The 20,266-nt window shown below is 59.9% G+C and carries 14 protein-coding genes; 4 read left to right on the forward strand and 10 right to left on the reverse strand.

What is annotated here, in order from left to right; all coding sequences use genetic code 11:
• Positions 1-7 precede the first annotated feature (7 nt).
• Both GJE22_RS07710 and GJE22_RS07715 read right to left on the reverse strand, forming a co-directional pair.
• A complete protein-coding gene (locus tag GJE22_RS07710; protein ID WP_144687887.1) occupies positions 8-2,785 on the reverse strand; it encodes a DUF1156 domain-containing protein in 2,778 nt (925 codons plus the stop codon).
• Entirely contained in the window at positions 2,782-6,315 is a 3,534-nt protein-coding gene (locus GJE22_RS07715) for a helicase-related protein (protein ID WP_144687888.1), read from the reverse strand. The genes GJE22_RS07710 and GJE22_RS07715 overlap by 4 nt, the downstream gene beginning before the upstream one ends.
• A gap of 399 nt (positions 6,316-6,714) precedes the next feature.
• On the opposite strand from GJE22_RS07715, the gene GJE22_RS07720 reads away from it, so the two are divergent.
• Both GJE22_RS07720 and GJE22_RS07725 read left to right on the forward strand, forming a co-directional pair.
• Complete coding sequence (locus GJE22_RS07720) at positions 6,715-8,361, forward strand: ATP-dependent nuclease (protein ID WP_186297390.1); 1,647 nt, start codon at positions 6,715-6,717, stop codon at positions 8,359-8,361.
• Positions 8,354-9,466 (forward strand): hypothetical protein, encoded by a 1,113-nt coding sequence (locus GJE22_RS07725; protein ID WP_144687890.1) that lies wholly within the window; start codon positions 8,354-8,356, stop codon positions 9,464-9,466. Before GJE22_RS07720 ends, GJE22_RS07725 begins: the two co-directional genes overlap by 8 nt.
• A 94-nt stretch (positions 9,467-9,560) precedes the next feature.
• On the opposite strand, the gene GJE22_RS07730 is transcribed toward GJE22_RS07725, so the two are convergent.
• Both GJE22_RS07730 and GJE22_RS07735 read right to left on the reverse strand, forming a co-directional pair.
• On the reverse strand, positions 9,561-9,986 hold the full coding sequence (locus tag GJE22_RS07730; protein ID WP_144687891.1) for a TIGR04076 family protein: 426 nt from the start codon (positions 9,984-9,986) through the stop codon (positions 9,561-9,563).
• Between the two features lie 86 nt (positions 9,987-10,072).
• Positions 10,073-11,044 carry a DUF1848 domain-containing protein gene (locus GJE22_RS07735; protein WP_144687892.1) on the reverse strand — a complete coding sequence of 324 codons (972 nt, stop codon included), beginning with the start codon at positions 11,042-11,044 and terminating at the stop codon, positions 10,073-10,075.
• Positions 11,045-11,394: 350 nt separating this feature from the next.
• Here GJE22_RS07735 and GJE22_RS07740 point away from each other — a divergent pair, with 350 nt between their 5' ends.
• Positions 11,395-12,792, forward strand: coding sequence for an aminopeptidase (locus GJE22_RS07740; protein ID WP_144687893.1), 1,398 nt, complete (start codon positions 11,395-11,397; stop codon positions 12,790-12,792).
• 140 nt (positions 12,793-12,932) lie between these two features.
• Here GJE22_RS07740 and GJE22_RS07745 read toward each other — a convergent pair whose 3' ends face one another.
• Positions 12,933-13,199, reverse strand: coding sequence for a hypothetical protein (locus GJE22_RS07745; protein WP_144687894.1), 267 nt, complete (start codon positions 13,197-13,199; stop codon positions 12,933-12,935).
• Positions 13,200-13,710: 511 nt separating this feature from the next.
• On the opposite strand from GJE22_RS07745, the gene GJE22_RS10095 reads away from it, so the two are divergent.
• Positions 13,711-14,172: a hypothetical protein gene (locus GJE22_RS10095; protein WP_235895775.1), complete on the forward strand. Its 462-nt coding sequence runs from the start codon at positions 13,711-13,713 to the stop codon at positions 14,170-14,172.
• Between the two features lie 329 nt (positions 14,173-14,501).
• Here GJE22_RS10095 and GJE22_RS07755 read toward each other — a convergent pair whose 3' ends face one another.
• From GJE22_RS07755 to GJE22_RS07775, 5 genes are read right to left on the reverse strand one after another with little or no spacing between them, the layout of a single operon-like run.
• A complete protein-coding gene (locus GJE22_RS07755; protein WP_144687896.1) occupies positions 14,502-15,692 on the reverse strand; it encodes an ABC transporter ATP-binding protein in 1,191 nt (396 codons plus the stop codon).
• Positions 15,693-15,705: 13 nt separating this feature from the next.
• Positions 15,706-17,298 (reverse strand): 4-alpha-glucanotransferase, encoded by a 1,593-nt coding sequence (gene malQ / locus GJE22_RS07760; protein ID WP_144687897.1) that lies wholly within the window; start codon positions 17,296-17,298, stop codon positions 15,706-15,708.
• Positions 17,295-18,473 (reverse strand): LacI family DNA-binding transcriptional regulator, encoded by a 1,179-nt coding sequence (locus tag GJE22_RS07765; protein WP_144687898.1) that lies wholly within the window; start codon positions 18,471-18,473, stop codon positions 17,295-17,297. Before GJE22_RS07765 ends, malQ begins: the two co-directional genes overlap by 4 nt.
• Before the next feature lie 6 nt (positions 18,474-18,479).
• Entirely contained in the window at positions 18,480-19,316 is an 837-nt protein-coding gene (locus tag GJE22_RS07770; RefSeq protein WP_144687899.1) for a carbohydrate ABC transporter permease, read from the reverse strand.
• Positions 19,317-20,159 carry a carbohydrate ABC transporter permease gene (locus tag GJE22_RS07775; RefSeq protein WP_019128006.1) on the reverse strand — a complete coding sequence of 281 codons (843 nt, stop codon included), beginning with the start codon at positions 20,157-20,159 and terminating at the stop codon, positions 19,317-19,319.
• Between the last annotated feature and the right edge of the window lie 107 nt (positions 20,160-20,266).

The raw sequence follows: 20,266 nt of genomic DNA on the forward strand, positions 1-20,266 counted from the left end.
CATCCCCCTAAAACTCAAGCCGTTCTTGAACAGGTACAAAGCGCAAAAGCTCATGTGCACGCCCAGCAATGTCGGACCAGGATGTAACGAGTGAGTTGTAAGCAAAGGCCTCGCCCGCCCAGCCCCTGCGGTCAGCAATGGTGAACAAGCGATACGCAAGCGACTTGGCACGCTCTGCATCTGCCAGAGAAACCTGAGAGACATGCTTGGCACACCCCTCAACACCTTCCTTATCCAGCAACACGGTAAGCTGCTGGGCCAGGAGCCATGCCGGTTGGGTAAGCGACGTCTTCATCTCGATCTGATCGCGCGTCAGAAGGTGAACGATGCCCTTATCCGCATTCAGCAGACCCACGTCTTCCATGGCCTGAATGGATACGTTCTTCGCGTTAGCGAGCACCTCCGCCTCGCCATACTTCACGTCGTTGAATCCGGCCTGGGTATAGAGCTCGATGCAAAAACGGCTCATCGCATCGGTGCCATCGCTTTGGTCATTGAAGTACGCATCCAGCTCCTCGTTGATGAGCTGGAGCGCCGCGCGCACGCCCATCTCGGACCCATCGGCATCGAGAACATGCGCATAGCGTGAGTACACTCCGATACCCGGCCCGATAGCGGATTGTGCCAAGTCAACAGGAGCGATATTCGCCGCTTGGAGCTTATCGAGCGCAGGATGCAGCTCTCGGCGCAACGCGGTCACGAGCTCGCGACGGGTGCAAATGGGAGCATCATCCGGGCGCTTTCGACAGACAAGAACGATTGAAGAAGCAAGAGCATTCATTGACGACTTAAGCGCTGATACCAGTTCAGTCCTCATTGGCCAAGTGCCGGTAACAGAGAAGCCCGAGTCAATAATTGCTTGAAGAATTGTCTCCCAGCCGCTGGATGAAGTCGTCTCAGCAGCGCCCTGTTTGGCAGTTTCCGATTGTTTGTATCCATAGTAAACCGTCATGGGTACATCAGAAATCACACATCTAGTCAGTCCAGAAAAAACTTTGCGCATGCCATTCTCGAAATAACGCTTTGCCTCCCTTTTTCCACCATCAAATCGGTACGGAGCAGCAACAAGCTCTTCCTCTTTTGGCGTAAGCATGGTGCCAAACTGCTTGGGAAACACCTCTTGAAGGCCAGCTCGATCCCAAACATAGAAGTAATCAGAGAGATCTGAATAGTCGATGTTGTCATAATACGGAGGATCCGTTGAGACCATTATGTTTCGAATTCCGCAGTCACTCTGAGCGTCAAACTGCCTTGCGCTGCCCAAAATAGGCTCCGATGTTGGAAGAGAGGCAACCGCCTCACTCACCCATCGCACCGATCCCGCAAATCCGCCGGTAGAGTCAGCAAGTGGATTACTTTCCGCAAACATCCACCGCATTGGAAGCGCCTGCCTACCGAATGTATTACCTATTTTCTGGTATCCGGCATCCCAGCAGCATAGGGTACTCCCCCTGTCTATCACTTTGTCCAACGCGAATTGCAGATATACTGAAAGAGCTTCGCTATACGCGCTCGCACCTGTACCTCCGCCATCAAGACCCGTATCATTGGCCTCCATACCACTTTTTATCGCGTCAATATACGCTTTTTCCCGTACCTCATTTACCAGATCTGAAAGCGCGACCAGTGCAGTTAGCTGTCGATTTGTAAACAAGTCTGCCGTTTCATTTAACCCATACAGTCCAATGTTTACTTGAGCTTTTCCAAAAAGCTTGACTGAAGGAAATGCCGACGGCTTTTTTACTTGAGCAGATTGGACCTGTTCTTCGCATGGAGTGAGATATAGGCGCGCGCGATCCCCTTCACCCACAACCGCCATCAACCTAATTCCTAATTCTGCATGCTTTCCAGCCTCACGAATACAGTCGAATCCAATCGGCATCCCGCAGTGTAAGCATGTTGCCCCACGCCGGTTCACTGTTCCCTCGCGGTCGCTCTTCCCAGGCCTCACTTCGAAGCGAACCCCGCCATTCTCAACGATGGGCTCAACATGCCATTCCTTGCCCTTTTTCTTTGATAGGTCGAACGAGCGCACGAGCGGCGTCTCATGTCCGCACGCTGGATTCGGACACTTTACCGTACGAGCCCAGATCCACGCGATAACGGTCGCCTCCCCACCGCCCTGCTCTTTTGGCACCCCCACCTTGGGATACAGATGTCCGATACGACGAAAAGCTTCTTCTCGCATCCAGTTTCCGTAGTATTCAACATCTGCGGCTAGACCGGTGTTGCCCTCCCATGTATCGAGCGGTCGCTCCGCTTGGGAACGAGGATTCACCGGCTTATTCCCTGCAAACTTAGGCGGGATTTCAATCATTGCCTTGTTGATGGTTACCGCCACGGGATTCAAGTCCTGGGCATATGCTTTGAGTCCCAGACGCTGGGCCTCGAGCGGAATAGCCCCTCCACCCGCAAATGGGTCGAGCAGCGCAGGCACATCATCGCCCATGGAGCGATGAATCTCCGCCTTGGCAGCATCGAGCACGCGTGGGTTGTTCGAGTTCTCCCAAATCACCAGCTCGCGCAAGATGTCAAAGAGCCGCTCGCGCTCTGCCTGCTGCTCCTCCTCGGTAGGAAACTCCTCAGGATGAGCTGAGGGGTCATCGACGAGCGACGCCCAGATCACGGCGCGAGCTGTCGCGAGCGGGCGGCGCGCCCACCATAGGTGCAGCGTTGAAGGATGCCCATGACGGATAGACTTCTCACGCGCAGACGCCGCATTGATGTCGTCCAGCGGGAGCGCGACCTCGATCAACTTCTTCTTGTAGGCAGATGAGGAGTTCATCGTGCCTCCTCTCTGCTTAGGATTACCTCGCCATCGGCGATAAGCTTGTCGATATAGAACGTGCTGCTAGCGAGCGCGGTATGTGGCTGGCCGGCGAACGGATGCGCGATATAGGTCGTCTTTATTGCCGCCTCCCCCACCTCAACGATGGCGAGAATGAAAGAATCGACGTTTTCGGCATTACCGGCGCAGCGCAGCTCGTTGCAGCTTACGGTTATGGTATCCGCAGCAGCGGAACGGGCCTTTACCTCGATGAAACGCAGACGCCGCTCCGCATCCCGCTTGCTCGGAACGCGTGACTCGATGTCGTATCCGCAGTTCTCACGGCTCACATCGCGTGGCACATACCCCAGCTCACGCTCAATGTTCATTACGGCGCGCATGCCCGCCGCCTCAATGGTGGCGCGCTCGTCACGCTGAGATGGCGTGATTGAGCCACCCGAGAGCTTGCTCATCAGCCCCTGTGGAACCACGACTGCCCTACCCACGATGCGCGGCGGCTGGGGCCGCAGCGCGCGCTCCGCCTCCAAATGAGCAAGGCGCTTCTCGCGACGCTCCGAGAGGTCGTTCGCCCTCGCCACGGCATTCGATGAGTTGATGCGACTGTTGGTCTTACCCTTAGTCTCTTTGACGCGCAGTTCGGCAGCACGGCTGTCCCAGTAGCGGACCTCTGCCGTCAAGCGTTCGTCAACTGCCTTAGAAACCTTATCGATGCGCTCCTCGCGACGGGCACGAACAGCGTCGAGCTCTTCGCGCACGATGCTCGTCATGGCAAAGCCCATAACGCGCTCTTCCGCTCCATCCTGAAGCCAAGAGCAGCCTCGCAGAATCGACCGCAGGCGCTCCAGCTGCTCCGCGGATGGCGACGCGTAATCAAGATAGGGCGCGAACCCCGCCGAACGAGCTTCGCCAGACTTATCGAGCTCCACGAAGCGCAAGCTCTTGCTCACGACGTGGGCGTCTCCGTGCGCATCGACCACGTCGTCTTCAATGGAGCTCTCGATATAAAACAGAGCACGAGGCTCTTCGCCCCAGTCCCGCTCATCGATCAAGATGGAACCCTCTTGCAAGGCACTCCCCCATTCGCGCAAAGCGAGAGAACAAAGAGCCTTGAGCAGAGGATGCCCGGGAGCGATGAGCTCTGCCACAGGTGCCCCGGGCATGTTGACGCATGACCGGTCGAACGTAATGCGCTCATAGGTTCTGCTAACAGCGCCTTCTCCAAGCCGATCGGCCTCAGCAATCACAGCAGAAGGAACACGTTTTACCTCATAACGTCCTTTCTCACGACGCGCAACGCGACCACCGAAACGCTTGAGCGCTTCGATAAAGAACCCACCGACAAAATGCGGCTCGAGCTTCCGCATCTCGGCGCGTTCCATATCCTCTTTGACGGCAACAACATCGCTCGTGCGCAGGAGATCGTCGGTTAAGGCGTAGTCGGCGATCAGGCGCTTTACGGCACTAATATTGAGCGCGCTGTCAACCACCTCGTTGAGGCGTGCACGGACCTTTGGGTCATCACCATAACGGACCGCCTCAAGCAGCAGGTCGCGCAGCGTCTTTTCGCCAAACGACACCTTTCCAAGGACATCGAATACCTTGCCGCCAAGGGCGTCGCGCTCTTCATTAAGTTTGCTGAATAGGCGCTCGAACACCTGGCCCTCACGGGTGTCAGTTGCGACGAGATTCCACAGATGGCAGACCTCGGTCTGGCCAATGCGGTGAATGCGTCCGAAGCGCTGCTCGAGTCGATTGGGATTCCAAGGCAGATCGTAATTGATCATGAGGTGCGCACGCTGCAGATTGATACCCTCGCCCGCAGCATCGGTTGCGATGAGTACCCTCACGTCCTTGTCCTGCGTAAAGCTATGCTGCGCCGCCCTACGGTCATCACGGGACATTCCGCCGCGAATCACCACAACCGCATCTGGGTTGCCCAACAAGACGCTGATCTTCTCTTGGAGATAGAACAGCGTGTCCTTATGCTCCGTAAAGATGATGAGCTTCTCGCCGGTGCCGTCGCCATCGAACATGCGCGCATCATCCTGCAGCAAGAGCGAAAGCTCTTCCCACTTACGGTCGTGCCCGCTCTCGCGAAGACGCTTCGCCATGCCTTCAAGGCGGGCCAAGGTTTCGATTTCCGCTTCGAGCTCGGCGATGGTCGCGGCGGCAGACGCGGAGTCGACTACGCTGTCCTCGTAGCGCTCGTACTCGTCGCCGTTGAGGTCATCAGCATCAAAGTCGTCATCCTGAGAAGAGACAGGGTAAAACGAACCGTCCATGACGAGCGTATTCTCAACGCGACTTCCCCGACGAATCGTATCCAGCTGGTTTTCGAGCCTACGACGACGTCGGCGCAGCGACTGATAAATCGCCTCCGGGGAGGACGCAAGACGACGCTGCAACGATGTGAGTGCGAATCCAACGCTATTCCTGCGCTTACCGTCCAGACGGTCCGCGCGGTTAAACTCCTCGCTCACATATGCGGTTACGTTGTCGTACAACGCTTTCTCGGCCTCAGAGAGCTCATAAGAAACGGTATACGCCCTACGTTCTGGGAAAAGCGGACGACCGTCGAATTTGAGCAGCTCCTCCTTGACCAGTCTGCGCATCACATCGGATACGTCAGACACAGCGGTACTGCTTCCATGCCGCACGCCAAAGCGGTCCGGGTCGATAAGCGCCATGAACAGCTGGAAATCATCCGGCTTGCCGTTATGAGGAGTCGCAGTCATCAGCAGGAGGTTCTCAGTTATGTCACCAAGGAGTTGGCCCAGTTGATACCGCTTCGTGCGTTTAACCTCACCTCCCGAATAGGAGGCGGACATCTTATGTGCCTCATCACACACCACAAGATCCCATGAGCTTTTCTTCAGCTTGTCCTGAATGCGCTCGTCACGGGAGAGCTTGTCTAGACGGGCGATGCATAAATCGTGCTCGTTGAACGCGTTGCGCGTCACAGCAGACTCAAATACGCTGTTCTCAAGAATGGCGAATGCAAGGCCAAACTTTTCGTAAAGCTCGTCCTGCCACTGCTCGCATAGACTCCCCGGACATACCACGAGGCAGCGCTTGAGATCGCCCCGTGCCATCATCTCTTTAATCAGCAGTCCCGCCATAACCGTCTTGCCGGCACCGGGATCGTCCGCCAGCACGTATCTGAGAGGAAGCTTGGGAAGCATCTCCTGGTACACGGCGGTAATCTGGTGAGGTAAAGGCTCTATCGCAGACGCGCGAACCGCGAGATACGGATCGAATAAAAATGCAAGCTGAATACGCAAGGCCTCGGAGGCGAGCTTGAGCTCATCCGCATTAGCCGTAAACGAACGACGGTTCGCCTCGACGGGAGCCAGCGATCGCTCGTTCTCTCGGAAAAGCAGGGTCTCCTTTAGCAATCCAGAAGAGTCGCGATAAGTAACCTGAAGTGCGTCGAAACCAAACGACACCACTCGTTCTACAGTAACCGGACCACTTTGGGTAATGCCCGAGATGTCAAGGCCCACGGATATATCCTCGAGGCGCATCATAATGTCGCCTCGACTTGATCTGGAAAGCGCTTCCTAGCTGCGGTGTCACAGCGCGCTATCGAAGGAGAGGCCTCTTTCGACGTGCCCCCCCCCGATGTTTTTCATCGGGGTTCAGCATGCACGCTCCCTATCGTGCCGGCACTCGAATTAATGGAATGCCCGAGTTTATTCACGATATCCATCATATACGATTGGGCGGACACATTCATGCGCCGCGCCGGCGCCATTATGTCGTTGCCCGAAGAGCTTGTACGACCCCCTGACCAACGACAAATTGACATCAGCGCCCCAACCGCCACTTATCGCACGATTATAGCGTGCTTTGATAAAATCAGAGAAACCGCCAAGACTGGCAACTTTACTGGAAATCGTGCATCTATTCCAGGGGGGCCTGCTTCGATGATTCGTGAGCTTCGCATAAGCGGTTTCCGCATCCTCAAAGACTTCGTCTGGGAGCCCAAGGAGGGGCTCAACATCCTTGTCGGCGCAAACTCTGCCGGCAAGTCGACCGTCCTGGACGCTATCGAGCTTGTCACGCGCGGGAGCATCCGCGGCCAGGGCGCCCGCCGCTCCCTGTCGCCCGACTGGTTCAACAAGGACATCGTCGACGCCTTCTTCCAGGAACTCGGCGGTCCTTTGGAAGGTATAAACGTCCCCGAGATCAAGATCGTCGCAGTGTTCTCCGAGGACCGGCGCCTGGCAAGGATCACCGGAGCCAACGACCCTGACAAGAAGTTCAAGGACGCGCCCGGCATCTACATCACCTACTCCGTTTCCCCGAACCTGCTTCCCCAGTTTCTCGAAGAGTGCCGGAGCATCAAGGAGGCCGGCGGACCGTTCGTTCTTCCGACTGACTACTACGATTGCTCCTGGCACATCTTCCAGGGCGATCCGATAGTCAGGCGACCTAACGGGGTCAGCTGCACGCGCATCGATACTATGCCCGAGCCCCGTTCTAGGGCCGTGGACGCCTACACGAAGAGCTATGTAGGCGAAGAGCTCGATGACGATAAGAAGTTTGAGGTTGCCAGCCGGTTCAGGCAGGTTTACGCGCAGGTCGACAGGGATATCCTTGCGGGAATCACTGTCAACTGCTCAGGGAGAGGCGATCTCGGTCTCCAGATTGACAGGTCGCCCCGCACGGACTGGACCAACTCGATCGTCCTCCACAGGGACGGACTGCCGCTCTACGCGCTCGGCAGCGCAGAGCAGACGCTCACGAAGTGTGCCGTGTCGCTTGAGAACGCCGATAGCGAGTCGATCCTTCTGCTCGAAGAGCCGGAGTGCCACCTCTCCTACTCGTGGCTCAACGACCTCGTCGGGGTAATCGCTGATGCCGCCAGCGAGGACAGGCAGATCTTCGTCACCACGCACAGCCCCTTCGTCCTCAACAGGCTCGGCTTGGACAGCCTCTCCGTGATGGCCGAGGGAAACAGCCCGAGCAGGATAACCAACCTAAGCAAGGATACCGTCAGCTACTTCAAGCGCCTCAGCGGATACGACACGCTCCGGATCGTGCTAGCGGACAAGGCGGTGCTTGTCGAGGGACCCACCGACGAGCTTGTCTTTGACTGGGCGTTCCGAAAGGTGCGCGGCAAGCTGCCGCACGAGAAGGGCATTGACGTCATCGAATGCGGAACGTCTCACAAGCGCCTCCTTGAGTTCGCAAGTGCCTTGGGGAAAGGTAGGGTGGCAGCGCTTCGCGACAACGACGAGGAGGACCCTGATTACTGGGCCGGGCTCGCCAAACCCCACCTCTCGAACGTCAGGGCGTTCTTCTGCGGCGCACTCGAGGGAGGGAAGACGATCGAGCCTCAGATGATCGAGGCGAACAAAGACAAACTCCAAACACTTGCCTCAATCGTGAGGAAGCGCGGCAACTCCACAGACAAGCTCGATGAGTTCATGACGAACAACAAGACGGAGTGGGCTCTCAGGCTGCTGGAAGCCGACAGGAGTGAATCCGAAGTTTTGGACATACCTTCGTACATCCTGAACGCCATCAACTTTATAGACCCCGCTCCGGAAAGCGCCGAGAATGAATGACGCCGTCGTCGCCGTCGCGGGCTGGGGCAAGACGGAGGAGCTTGCGAACGCGGTGGCACGAGAGCCGAACCCTGAACGCACCCTCGTGCTCACCTACACGGAAACCAACCAGCGCGAGGACACCCTCAGGATCTTTCAGAAGACAACCGGGGCAAAACGCCACGCGTCGGTAACGGGATGGAAGGCATTTCAGCTGCACGACATCGTTCGGCCGTACCTGCCCCTGCTATATCCAGGCATCCGCCTCAGGGGCCTCTCGAATCGCGACGTGGATTTGGATAAGCGCCCGGGCGGCTCGGACAGATATCTGACGAGGGACGGGGACGCCTACCCCAGCCTGCTCGGCAAGCTTACTCTCGACGTGATTGACAGCAGCAAGGGTGCTGCGATCAGAAGGCTTGAACGCCTGTACGACTCGATCTACATCGACGAAGCGCAGGATCTCAGGGGCAACGACCTGTGCGTTCTCGAAAGGCTCCTCAAGTCGAGCATCGACGTCCACTTATTCCTTGACCCCCGCCAGTCGACGCTGAGCACAGCAGAAAAGGACCGAAAGTACAAGAAGAACTATCCGAACGCAGAGGTGATCAAGCTCTATCGGGAATGGGAGGGGAAGGACCTTCTCGACATAAGATACGAGAACGAGACGCATAGGAGCATCGCGCCAATCGCCGCGCTCTCCGACATCATAGTCGGCGACGAGCTCGGGTTCGGCCCCACCGTAAGCGTTGTCGAGCCGCGCGGTCGGCACGATGGGATATACATCATTGCTAAATCAGACCTGGACCGTTATGTGTCCGAGTACGGAGCAACTCTTCTTGCTCTGCAAAAGAGCGAGAAGTACGGGATCAGCGACTCGATGAACTTCCGCAAGTCGAAGGGAATGACACGTAACGATGTTGTTATCGTCACCACTGGTCCCATCGAAAAGTTCCTTACTACAGGTGCAGCGCTTAAGCCGGTAAGCGTCTGCAACTTTTATGTCGCAGTAACGCGAGCCAAATATAGTGTTGCCCTAGCAGTTGAGAACCCTGAAAGGGTTTTCCGCTCGATTTCCAGCAACGGTTCTGTGTGGGACGGCATATCGGTTGAAAAACTTTACTAGTCTCCGTTATCGCCCATTGAGGCAATCAGGCGCTTTGATGAGACAGCCCGCGTTGCATGAATTCATTGTGTGAACGAGTTCCGCATCCACTCCTCTACGCTCCCGCATACGCATCCTCCGCGCTGTTGGAGAAATCCCGCTCGGCGAGCCAGGCGCGCTCGGCGTCCGTCTCGGGGATATCGATGCGCTCGATCTTGAACACCACGGGGCGCGTGCCGTCGTTGCAGCAGGCAATCATCATGCGATCGTCCGCGGTCCAGCCGTGCATGATTGAGCCGCCCTGCAGGGCCGTGTAGATGTAGCGGCTGATGCAGTCCCACGCCTCCGCGCAGGGGAACTTCAGGTCCAGATCGCGCCCGAAGTGCCAGAAATCGTCTTTGCTGTCCTCGCGCTCGAACAGATACTCCTGTCCCGCCGCGAAGCACGGGCACGGCCCGCTCGCCGGATCCGCCAGATAGCGCGCCTGCAGCTCGGGAAAGCACTTGGTCTCGAGTACCGTCACCCTGCATTGATGTTTCACAATCGGCTCCCTCTTCAGAACGCATCGTGGTCACGCCTACCGTGTACCCCAGCACAGGCAATCCTTACGTGCGAGCGGCACACACCCTATAGCTCTAGCCGCTCCTGCCCCGGCGCGACAGCCTGACGCGCCGCCCGTGCACCCGCCGCAAGATAGCTCCGCTGCGTAGCCTGCGTCACCACGTCGCCCAGCCTCAAGTGCCCCAGCATGAGCGGGGACGCCGGGTCATGCTGCTCACGATAGGTCCGCGCCGCCCCGCGGGCATCGGCATTCGCATAGCAGTACCGGCACCCGTTGGGGCAGCTGTTATACGCCCCGATATCGCGCATCTCCATGCAGGCACAGCCTTCGCGCATGCCGCGATGCGCAAGCTTCCTGAACGTGACACCGTTCGCCGCACCGAGCGCTTCCAAGGTCACGCAACCTGCCCGCTCAACCCCGTAGGCAGAAAAGTCTTCCCGCGTCGCGCACGCCTGCAGGCGCAGCCCGTGCTCGTGCGCGATGCCGCCCAAGAGCTCCACCATGTAGACGCGCTCCTCCTCCATGAGGGGCAAAAGCTCCGGCATGTTCCGGTCGAGCTTGCGGTACGGCTCCACGAAGCTGAATACGCAGCGGCTCACGTGCGACGCCAGGCGGCGCGCCATGTCATCAAAGGTGCGCCGATGCGCCTCCGTGGTGTAGCGCTCGCTCAAAAGCACCGGGTCATAGCGCCAGACGATCCGCTCACGCCCCACGATGCGCTCGAGCTCGATGAGCGTCTCGATGCTCGCATCGATATCCGGCACTCCGGGCTCCATATCGCGCCCGTACGCGGTGATGGTGTAGAAGAAATACGTGTTGAAACGGTCCGCGATCTCGTGCAGGCGCGGCAGGATAGGTGCGTAGTTCTTTGAGCAGAACACGACGCAGTCCACTACCGCAGGATCGAGCTCGTAGCGCGTGACCTTCTCTGGGAAGCGCGGGTTCCGCACCAGCACATATCCCTCGGCAAACCGCCTGAGCAGCCAGTCCGCGTAATACTGAACGGTATCCGTCCGCCCGCCCGTGTTGATGATCATGCGCGCTCACCTCCCGTCACGGCGCCCGTACCTTACGCGCCCAGCTGTCGAAAAAAATGAGACAACTGAGCCGTCCGTCCGGCATGAGTACTATGCAAGAAATGCATATCGCTAGCCGCTACCAGCAGAAACGACACAGAGAGCAATTTGCACAATATGCAAATTACCCCATACTCCCAGGCATTTTGCACGTGCCCTCACGCCGCCCACTCCATATTCCACGTCAAGTATAGCAAGCATTTGGAACATTTGTTCGTATATATAATCAGCGCGCAACCTTCGCCTGACGAACACATCACCGTGCTACCATGGCACTCGGCCATACAATAACGTAAGAAAGGACCCCCCTCATGGAACGTCCGAACGCATGGAAGGCATACGGTGACGCAGCGCTTGCCGAGCTTGAGCAGCTCTGCGGCGACTACCGCGCCTTCATCAGCCAGAACAAAACCGAGCGTGAATGCGTGACCGCATCCGTCGCCCTCGCCGAGGCAGCCGGCTATGTAAACCTCGAGGACGCCGTGGCCGAGGGGCGTGCCCTCAAGCCCGGCGACAAGGTTTACGCCGTGAACCACAAGAAGACCCTCATGCTTGTGAACCTGGGCACCGCCCCGCTCGAAGAGGGCGTGAACATCCTGGGCGCGCATATCGACAGCCCACGTCTCGATATCAAGCAGAACCCGCTGTACGAGGCCGGCGATATGGCCTACCTCGACACCCACTACTACGGCGGCGTGAAGGCCTACCACTGGGTAGCCACCCCGCTCGCCATCCATGGCGTCGTGTGCAAGAAGGACGGCACCACGGTCGATGTCTGCGTGGGCGAGGATGCCACCGACCCCGTGTTCTGCATCTCCGACCTGCTCATCCATCTCGCGAGCGACCAGATGAAGAAACCCGCTTCCGAAGCCGTCGACCATGAGAACCTCGATGTGATCGTGGGCGGCCGCCCCGTCGTGATCCCGAGCGAGGATGCCGAGGCACCCAAGGAGCCCGTGAAGCAGATGCTTCTCGATGTCCTCGCCGAGAAGTACGGCATCGACGAAGAGGACTTCCTCTCCGCCGAGCTCGAGGTCGTGCCCGCCGGCGCTGCGCGCGAGATGGGCCTCGACCGCTCCATGATCTTGGGCTATGGCCAGGACGACCGCGTCTGCGCCTACACCTCCCTTGCCGCCCAGCTCGCGGTGCCCGAGGTCGAGCGCACGAGTGTATGCCTGCTCTGCGACAAGGAAGAGATCGGCTCGGTGGGCGCAACCGGCATGACGAGCCGTTTCTTCGAGAACGCCATGGCCGAGGTGCTCGCCCTCGCGGGCCTCGAGAGCCCGCTGGCGCTCCGCCGTTGCCTCGCCGCGAGCCGCATGCTCTCCTCCGACGTTTCCGCCGGGTTCGACCAGCTCTACGCCGACCGCTTTGAGAAGAAGAATGCCGCCATCATGGGCCACGGCCTCTGCTTCAACAAGTTCACGGGCGCGCGCGGCAAAAGCGGTTCCAACGACGCCGACGCCGAGTATCTCGCGCTCATCCGCGACATCATGGACGAAGCCGGCGTGGCCTTCCAGACCTGCGAGCTCGGCCGCATCGGCGCGGGCGGCGGCGGTACGATCGCCTATATCCTCGCTGAATACGGCATGCAGGTGATCGACTCCGGCGTGGCCGTCCTCTCGATGCACTCGCTGTGGGAAGTTGCCAACAAGGCAGACATCTACGAAGCCTTCAAGGGCTATCGGGCGTTTATCAAGCGCGCATAACGACGTTGCCTGGCGCACCAGAACGTGCGCCTGAATTCAAGGCACGCAAGAAAAACGGGTGTGGTGGGTTTTCCACCGCGCCCGTTTCTTGTATAGATGAGCCAAGACGCAGCGGATCGTTCACAGACGAGGAAGCGCCCTCAGCGTTCCACGCGCCATTGGCCGTCGGTCAAACCGGCGCGAAAGAGATGGATCGCCATCGCAGAAAAAACGATGGTGCCCACGATGCCGATAGGAAGGCCGTAGCCCTCGATGACCATGATGAAGAACATGTAGACAGCGCAGAACATAAGGAAGACCGAGCCGGCAAAGCAAATGGCGCGGCGAAGCCAGCGGGGCATCGAACGCCGAGGCCGCTCGGCGGGACGCTCGGAACCGTCTTTTCTCTGAGCGTTCTTTTTGGCCATCGTGCCCCTCTTCTCAGTCGGTTGGAGAATTGCCTCTGCCCATCATACCCCACCGGGCATGGATACGTTATTTCGAGCCAGTCGGCGGCACGGCCCCCGCGCCAAGCGAAAACCGGCGACCCCTCACCCTGCACCTGAGGTACCATGGCAGATAACTCGATTGATTCAGAAATCGGGGCCTGTCCCCGAAGAAGGAGGCGCCATGTTCTGCACGCAATGCGGCAACCAGCTACCCGACGATTCGAGGTTCTGCTCCCGCTGCGGAGCACCGGTAGGCGCTCCGACATCCGCTGCGAACCAGGCCATTTCGACCGCGCCGCAAACCCCGCCGGCACCCGCCGCGCCGGCAGCGGACCCTACCGCGTCGCCAGCCCCGGCGGCAGTCCCTGCCCCGACCCCTGCCGCGTCACCCGCAGCCCCCGCTCCGGCAGCCCCCACTACGATGCCTGCCCCGGCACCAGCGACAGCGCCCGCCGCAACCCCCCAAGCACCCGCTTCCGATTCCCTGAGCATGCTTCCCGCCTTCGTGCAGGCGATGTCGAATCGCCTGGGGGAGCCTGCCCAGTACATTCCCGAGCTGGGCGCCTACCTCATCGTTACCAAACGGTTCTCCGCCGCGCTCGCGAACATGCACCAGCATTTCTTCGTGAGCGCATACGACGCGGCAGGCTACCCCGAGATGCAGGCCTACATGAAGGCATGCTCGGATTGGGCTCTCAACAATTACCAGGGAGCGCTGCGCGGGCTCCAGAAAGGCGTGGTCTCCTACGCCATCTTGCTCCAGCATCCCTTGAACGCGAACGCCGTCGCCTTCACCAAAGAGCTGCCGAAGAAGCACTTTGCCGCCTTCGACCTGCCCATACTCGTTGATCCCTTTACCGGTGCCTGCGAGATGCTCGAGAAGACGCCGGTCTGGGGCTTCGCCATGTGGAAGGGGATCAAAAAGGCTGCGCACGAGGCCCTCGGGTTCTAGGAAGCCGCGTGTCGCCAAGTTCATTCCGGTTTTGGGAACTTCTTCTCTAGCATCTCTGGGCATGACCCGATCGCATTCTAAATAACCGCAGGATTCCGCTGGCAACGGCGAGCGATACCGCACGCCGAATGAAAAGATATTCCCAAAAGTGAAACGAACGCACGGGGCCCTCCCGCAGCGACGCGGAAGGGCCCCGTCTGGAAGGAAGGGCGTCTCATGCGAGGACTTGGCCCGGCCTCAAGGCCTCGCCCACTCGAAGAGCCGGGGCGACACGCCCGCCTGTCCGCCTCAGGGGAACGGCCAAACGGTGCGCCTCGCCCCCACCTCATCTACTCAAGATTCAAGCCGGTTTCCCTGCTAAAGAAGTGCACCGTGTTGCCGCTGAACGAGAACGAGACGGCATCTCCCGTCTTGACGATGCCAGCGTGCTCCATGAGCGAAGCGGCCTGCGCCACGATAACGCTATCGTGACCGTATGCGTTTACATGGAGGTTCACGGTGCTGCCCATGAGCTCGACCACATCGACCACGCCATTCAGCACGTTTAGGCCCTCATCAGAGAGCGCGATGTGCTCGGGGCGCACGCCGAGCGTAATCGACTGCGAGCCCACACCGTTCGCGGCGAGCCGCGCCTGCTTCTCGGCCGAAGGCACCACCTGCGCGTCACCAACGCGCACGGTATAAGAGCCGCCCGCCTCGCGCACGAGCTCAGCGTCATAGAAATTCATCTGCGGCGTGCCGATGAACCCGGCCACGAAGTCGTTGGACGGATGGTCGTAGACATCCTGCGGCGTGCCAATCTGCTGCACGGTGCCGTCCTTCATGACCACGATGCGGTCTCCCAAGGTCATGGCCTCGGTCTGGTCGTGCGTAACGTACATGAACGTAGTATCGATGCGCTCGCGCAGCTTGATGAGTTCGGCACGCATCTGGTTACGGAGCTTGGCATCCAAGTTGGAGAGCGGCTCGTCCATGAGGAGCACCTTCGGTTCGCGCACGATGGCGCGCCCGATGGCGACGCGCTGGCGCTGGCCACCTGAGAGCTCCTTGGGCTTGCGGTCGAGGTACTGCGTGATGCCGAGGATCTTCGCTGCCTCCTCGACCTTCTTGTCGCGATCCTCTTTGGGAATCTTGCGCAGCTTCAAGGGGAACTCCATGTTGCCCCGCACGGTCATGTGCGGGTAGAGCGCGTAGCTCTGGAAGACCATCGCGATGTCACGGTTCTTAGGCTCAACATCGTTTACGAGCTTGCCGTCGATGTAGAGCTCGCCCCGAGAAATCTCTTCCAAGCCGGCAACCATGCGCAGCGTCGTAGATTTGCCGCAGCCCGAAGGGCCAACGAGCACCACGAACTCGCGGTCGGCCACCTCGAGGTTGAAATCCTCGACAGCGAGCACGCCCTCGTCCGTCACCTTGAGGTTTGGCCCCTTCTTCTCGCCGTCCTTGGCCTTGTGGGCACGGCGCTTGCCCCCGGCGTGCGGGTAGACCTTCTCGATATGCCTCAAACTTACCTCTGCCATGGTATGCCCCTCCTTATCGGGTAGTTTCCTCGGATGACTGCACACGGGCATCGCTTTGCGCGGCCCATGCCTCCGCCGCGGCCTCGGCGTTCAGCGCGGCATCCCGTGCCGCAACCTCCGCCTTCGGCAAGCGGCCATAGAGCTCCATCGCTCGATGAAGACGACGCGCGACCTGCTCGGTCGCGTAGCCCGGCAGCGCACGCCAGCACCAGTTTCCGCCGAGCGTCGAGGGCGTGTTGATACGGGCATCGCTTCCCAAGCCCAGCACGTCCTGCATGGTCACGATCGAAAGGTCCGCAACGCTCGACCAGATGGCGCGCATCATGCCCCAGCCCTCGCCTTCAGCTACGTCGAGATGCAGGTACTCGCGGGCGAGCGCAACGTCGCCTGCATCCGCGGTGCGCAGCCAGCCGAGCGCGGTATCGTTGTCGTGCGTGCCCACATACGCGACGCAATGCGGCGTGTAGTTGTGCGGCTGGTACAAGCTTCCGCCGCCATCCCTGCTATCGAAGGCGAATTGCAGCACCTTCATGCCCGGATAGCCGGTGTCGGAAAGCAGGCGGTACACCGAGGGCGTCAAGAAGCCAAGGTCCTCGGCCACGATGGGACACGGGCCGAGCTTCGCCTCGAGCGCCGAGAAGAACGCCTTGCCCGGGCCGGGCTGCCAGCGCCCGCCCGCTGCGGTCGACGCTCCCGCCGGGATGGCATAGTAGGAATCGAAGCCGCGGAAATGGTCGATGCGCAAGATGTCGTAGAAATCGAGCTGGTAGGAAATGCGCTCAATCCACCATGCGTAACCGTCTTCCGCCATGCGCTCCCAGGCGAAGAGCGGATTGCCCCAAAGCTGGCCCGTATCGGAAAAGCCATCGGGAGGGCACCCCGCGACCTCGCGAGGACGAAGGTCCTCATCCAGCTGGAACTGCTCGGGATGCGCCCAGAGGTCCGCGCTGTCCTCGGCCACATAGATGGGAAGGTCGCCCATGAGCTCGATCCCGTGTTCGCGAGCATAGGCGTGGAGGCGCGCCCACTGCCTGAAGAAGAGGCACTGCACGCCCTTCCAGAAACGCACTTCGCAGGCGAGCTCGCTGCGAGCGACGGCAAGATCTTCGGGGGCGCGCATGCGCAGCCCCGGCTCCCACGTCGAGAGCGCGGCGCCGCCATGGTCGCCCTTGATTGCCATGAAGAGCGCATAATCGTCGAGCCATGCGCTCTCGCGCTCGCAAAAAGCCCGGAGCTCGTCGGCGCGCGCGTTCTTAAGGCGCTCCACCGCGCGGCGAAGCACGTCGAAGCGGCCCTCGTAGAGCGCCCCGTAATCAACGCGCGCGGGGTCATCGCCCCAGAAGCGCCCCTCGTACTCGCCCGGCTCGAGCAAGCCCTCCCCTGCCAGATCATCAAGATCGATGAGATAGGGATTGCCTGCAAACGAAGAGAAGGACTGATAAGGGGAATCGCCGTAGCTCGTCGGTCCGATTGGCAGCAGTTGCCAAACCGATTGGCCCGCGGCGGAGAGGAAGTCCACGAACGCACGCGCCTCGGCGCCGAGCGTACCGACGCCCCACGGCGAGGGCAGGGCGGTCATGGGCATCAAGATGCCGGAACGCCTCATATCACTCCCCTCCTTTCACTAACCTGAACCCGGAACGCCCGCGCACGGGTCCGTCCCGCTTTTGCCGTCTCGGGAGCGCGGCCGGCCGAAACGCCGACCGTCGCCGCAACGGCATTGGACGCATCGTCGCCACCATCTGCGACGGGTGCGGAACCGGCACGATCTTCTGGCAAAAGCGCCCGCACGCTCTCGCGCTTGAGCAACTGGAACGGGACCATCTCGCGCACGGGCTTGGTCTCGCCGCCCAAACAAGCCAGAAGCGTTTCCACGCTCCGCGTCGCGATGAGGCGGGTGTCTTGGCGGATCGTCGTGAGGCGCGGGATCGAGAACTGCGATGAGTTCACCCCGTCGAACCCCACGAGCGACAAATCTCCGGGGATGGACAGCCCCATATCGAAGACCGCGCGCATCGCGCCGAGCGCGATCGCGTCGCCGAGCGCGAAGACGGCCGTGAGGTCCGGGGAACGCATGATGAGCCTCACCATTGCGTCGTAGCCCTCCTCCATCGAGAAGTGGCAGGGCTCGTAATCGCGCTCATAATCGAGCTCGATACCGTGTGCCCGCAGCGCCTCCTCCGCACCGTGCAAGCGCCGACCGCTCACCTGGCTGAGCGCGCGGTTGCCGCCCACGATGCCGATGCGCCTATGGCCGCGGGAAAACAGGTACTCCACGACCTCGCGCGCGGCCTCTACGTCGTTCGTCGAGACGCTCGAAAGGTTCTTGAACGCCAGCCCGGCTGCGGTGTTGGTCACGAGCACGCCCGGCACGCTCACCCGGCTGAACGACGTCTTGAAGAACGCCGGGTCACCGCCCAAGAAAAGCATGCCCTTGGGATGGCGCACCTGCTGGTAGTGAATCGCATAGAGCACCTCGTTCTCATCCTCGTCGAGGTACACCACGTCGGCCTGCTCGTCCGCCTCCGAGAGCAGCGCCTGGATGCGCTCGAGGATGTCGGCGAACAGCAGGTTCCGCGCGCCCTTCACGAAGACGGCGATGGCCGTGCGCCCCTGCATCTTCAGGAAGCGGGCGTTCGAATTGGGCTCGTACCCAACCTCCTCGACCACCTTGAGCACGCGCATCCGCGCCTTGTCGCTCACGTTCGGATGGCCGTTCAGCACGCGCGAAACCGTCCCCAGGCTGTATCCGGAAAGCCGTGCGATGTCCCGGATGTCCATGATGACCTAGCCCTTGACCGCGCCCGCGGCGACGCCCTTGATGATGTGCTTCTGGCAGAGCAGATAGAACACCACCACGGGGATGACCGCCATGATGAGGGCCGCCATGATGGCACCCATGTCCACGCGGCCGTACGACCCCTTCATGAACTGGATCACGATGGAGATTGTCTTGTACTCGTTCGTGTCGAGCACGAGGTACGGCAGGAGGAAGTCGTTCCAGATCCACATGGTTTGCAGGATGCCCACCGAGATATAGGTGGGCTTCATGATGGGAAGCACCACCGAGAAGAAGGTGCGCAGCGGCGAGCAGCCGTCGATGAGCGCAGCTTCCTCGATCTCGATGGGAATCGATTTCACGAAGCCGCAGAACATGAAGACCGCAAGGCCTGCTCCAAAGCCGAGGTAGATGATGATGATTCCCCAAGGGGTGTCGAGGCTCAAACGATCGGCCACGAGCGACAGGGTGAACATGACCATCTGGAAGGGCACGACCATCGAGAGCACGCACAGCAGGTAGACCGCCCGGTTGAACCGGTTGCTCACACGGGTGATGAACCATGCGCACATGGAGCAGCACAGCAGGATGACAAAGACCGAGCCGATGGTGATGAAGACCGTCCACCACACCGCATCGAGGAAGCCATAGCGATCGATGGCCTGGATGTAGTTCTCGAGCCCCACGAAGGTCTGTTCGGTGGGCAACTCGAAGGGCTGCAAGCTAATGAAGGTGCGGCTCTTGAACGAGTCCATGAGCACGATGATGATGGGCAGCACCCAGATGAAGCACAGCACGCAGAAGAACGCCGTGCCCACCCAACTCAAGATATGCTTGCGTTTCATTTACTGCTGCACCTCCTTGGAGCGCGTCACGCGCAGCTGGATGAGGCCGATGGCCACGACCACGAGGCAGAAGATGACGGCCTTCGCCTGGCCCACGCCCTCCCAGCCGGTACGGCCGTAGAAGGTGTTGTAGATGTTGAGCGCCAAGAGCTCGGAGAGCTTCGAGGGCTCGCCCGCCGTAAGCGACAGGTTCTGGTCGAAGAGCTTGAAGCCGTTGGTAATCGAGAGGAACGTGCAGATGGTGATCGAGGGCATCATCATGGGGATGATGACGCTCTTCAGGCGCTCCCACGGACCGGCGCCGTCGACCTCGGCGGCTTCGAGCACGTCGGTGGGAATCGACTGCAAGCCGGCGATGTAGACGATCATCATGTAACCGATCTGCTGCCACGAGACCAAGATCACGAGTCCCGCGAAGCCGTACCATTCATTGAGGTTGATGGCTTGGCTGTACTGCGCCAGGATACCGTTGAAGATGAGCTGCCAGATATAGCCCAGCACGATACCGCCGATAAGGTTGGGCATGAAGAACACCGTGCGGAAGAGGTTCGTCCCGCGCATCTTCTGCGTGAGGGCGAGCGCCAGCGCGAATGCGATGACGTTGATCACGAGAAGCGACACGATGGCGAAGAGGGCCGTGTACCAGAACGCATGCTGGAAGATGGTGTCCTGGAACGCACGAAGGTAGTTCTCGATGCCGGTGAACTGCGCGTCCGTCACCGTGGTGAAATCGCAGAACGACAGCCACACGCCCAAGATAAACGGCACGATGAAGCCGATGAGAAACGACACGAGCGTGGGTACCAAAAAGACGGGCCAATACTTCTTGATTGCTTTTTCCATATGCTGACCTCCTTACCCTAGAGACAGCGACGGCGGGCGGGAACCTGCCCCGCCCGCCGTGACGTTACGATGCAGGCAGGAAGCCGGATGCCCGGCTCCCGTTACAG

Source organism: Enorma shizhengliae, assembly GCF_009676995.1.
Classification (GTDB): domain Bacteria; phylum Actinomycetota; class Coriobacteriia; order Coriobacteriales; family Coriobacteriaceae; genus Enorma; species Enorma massiliensis.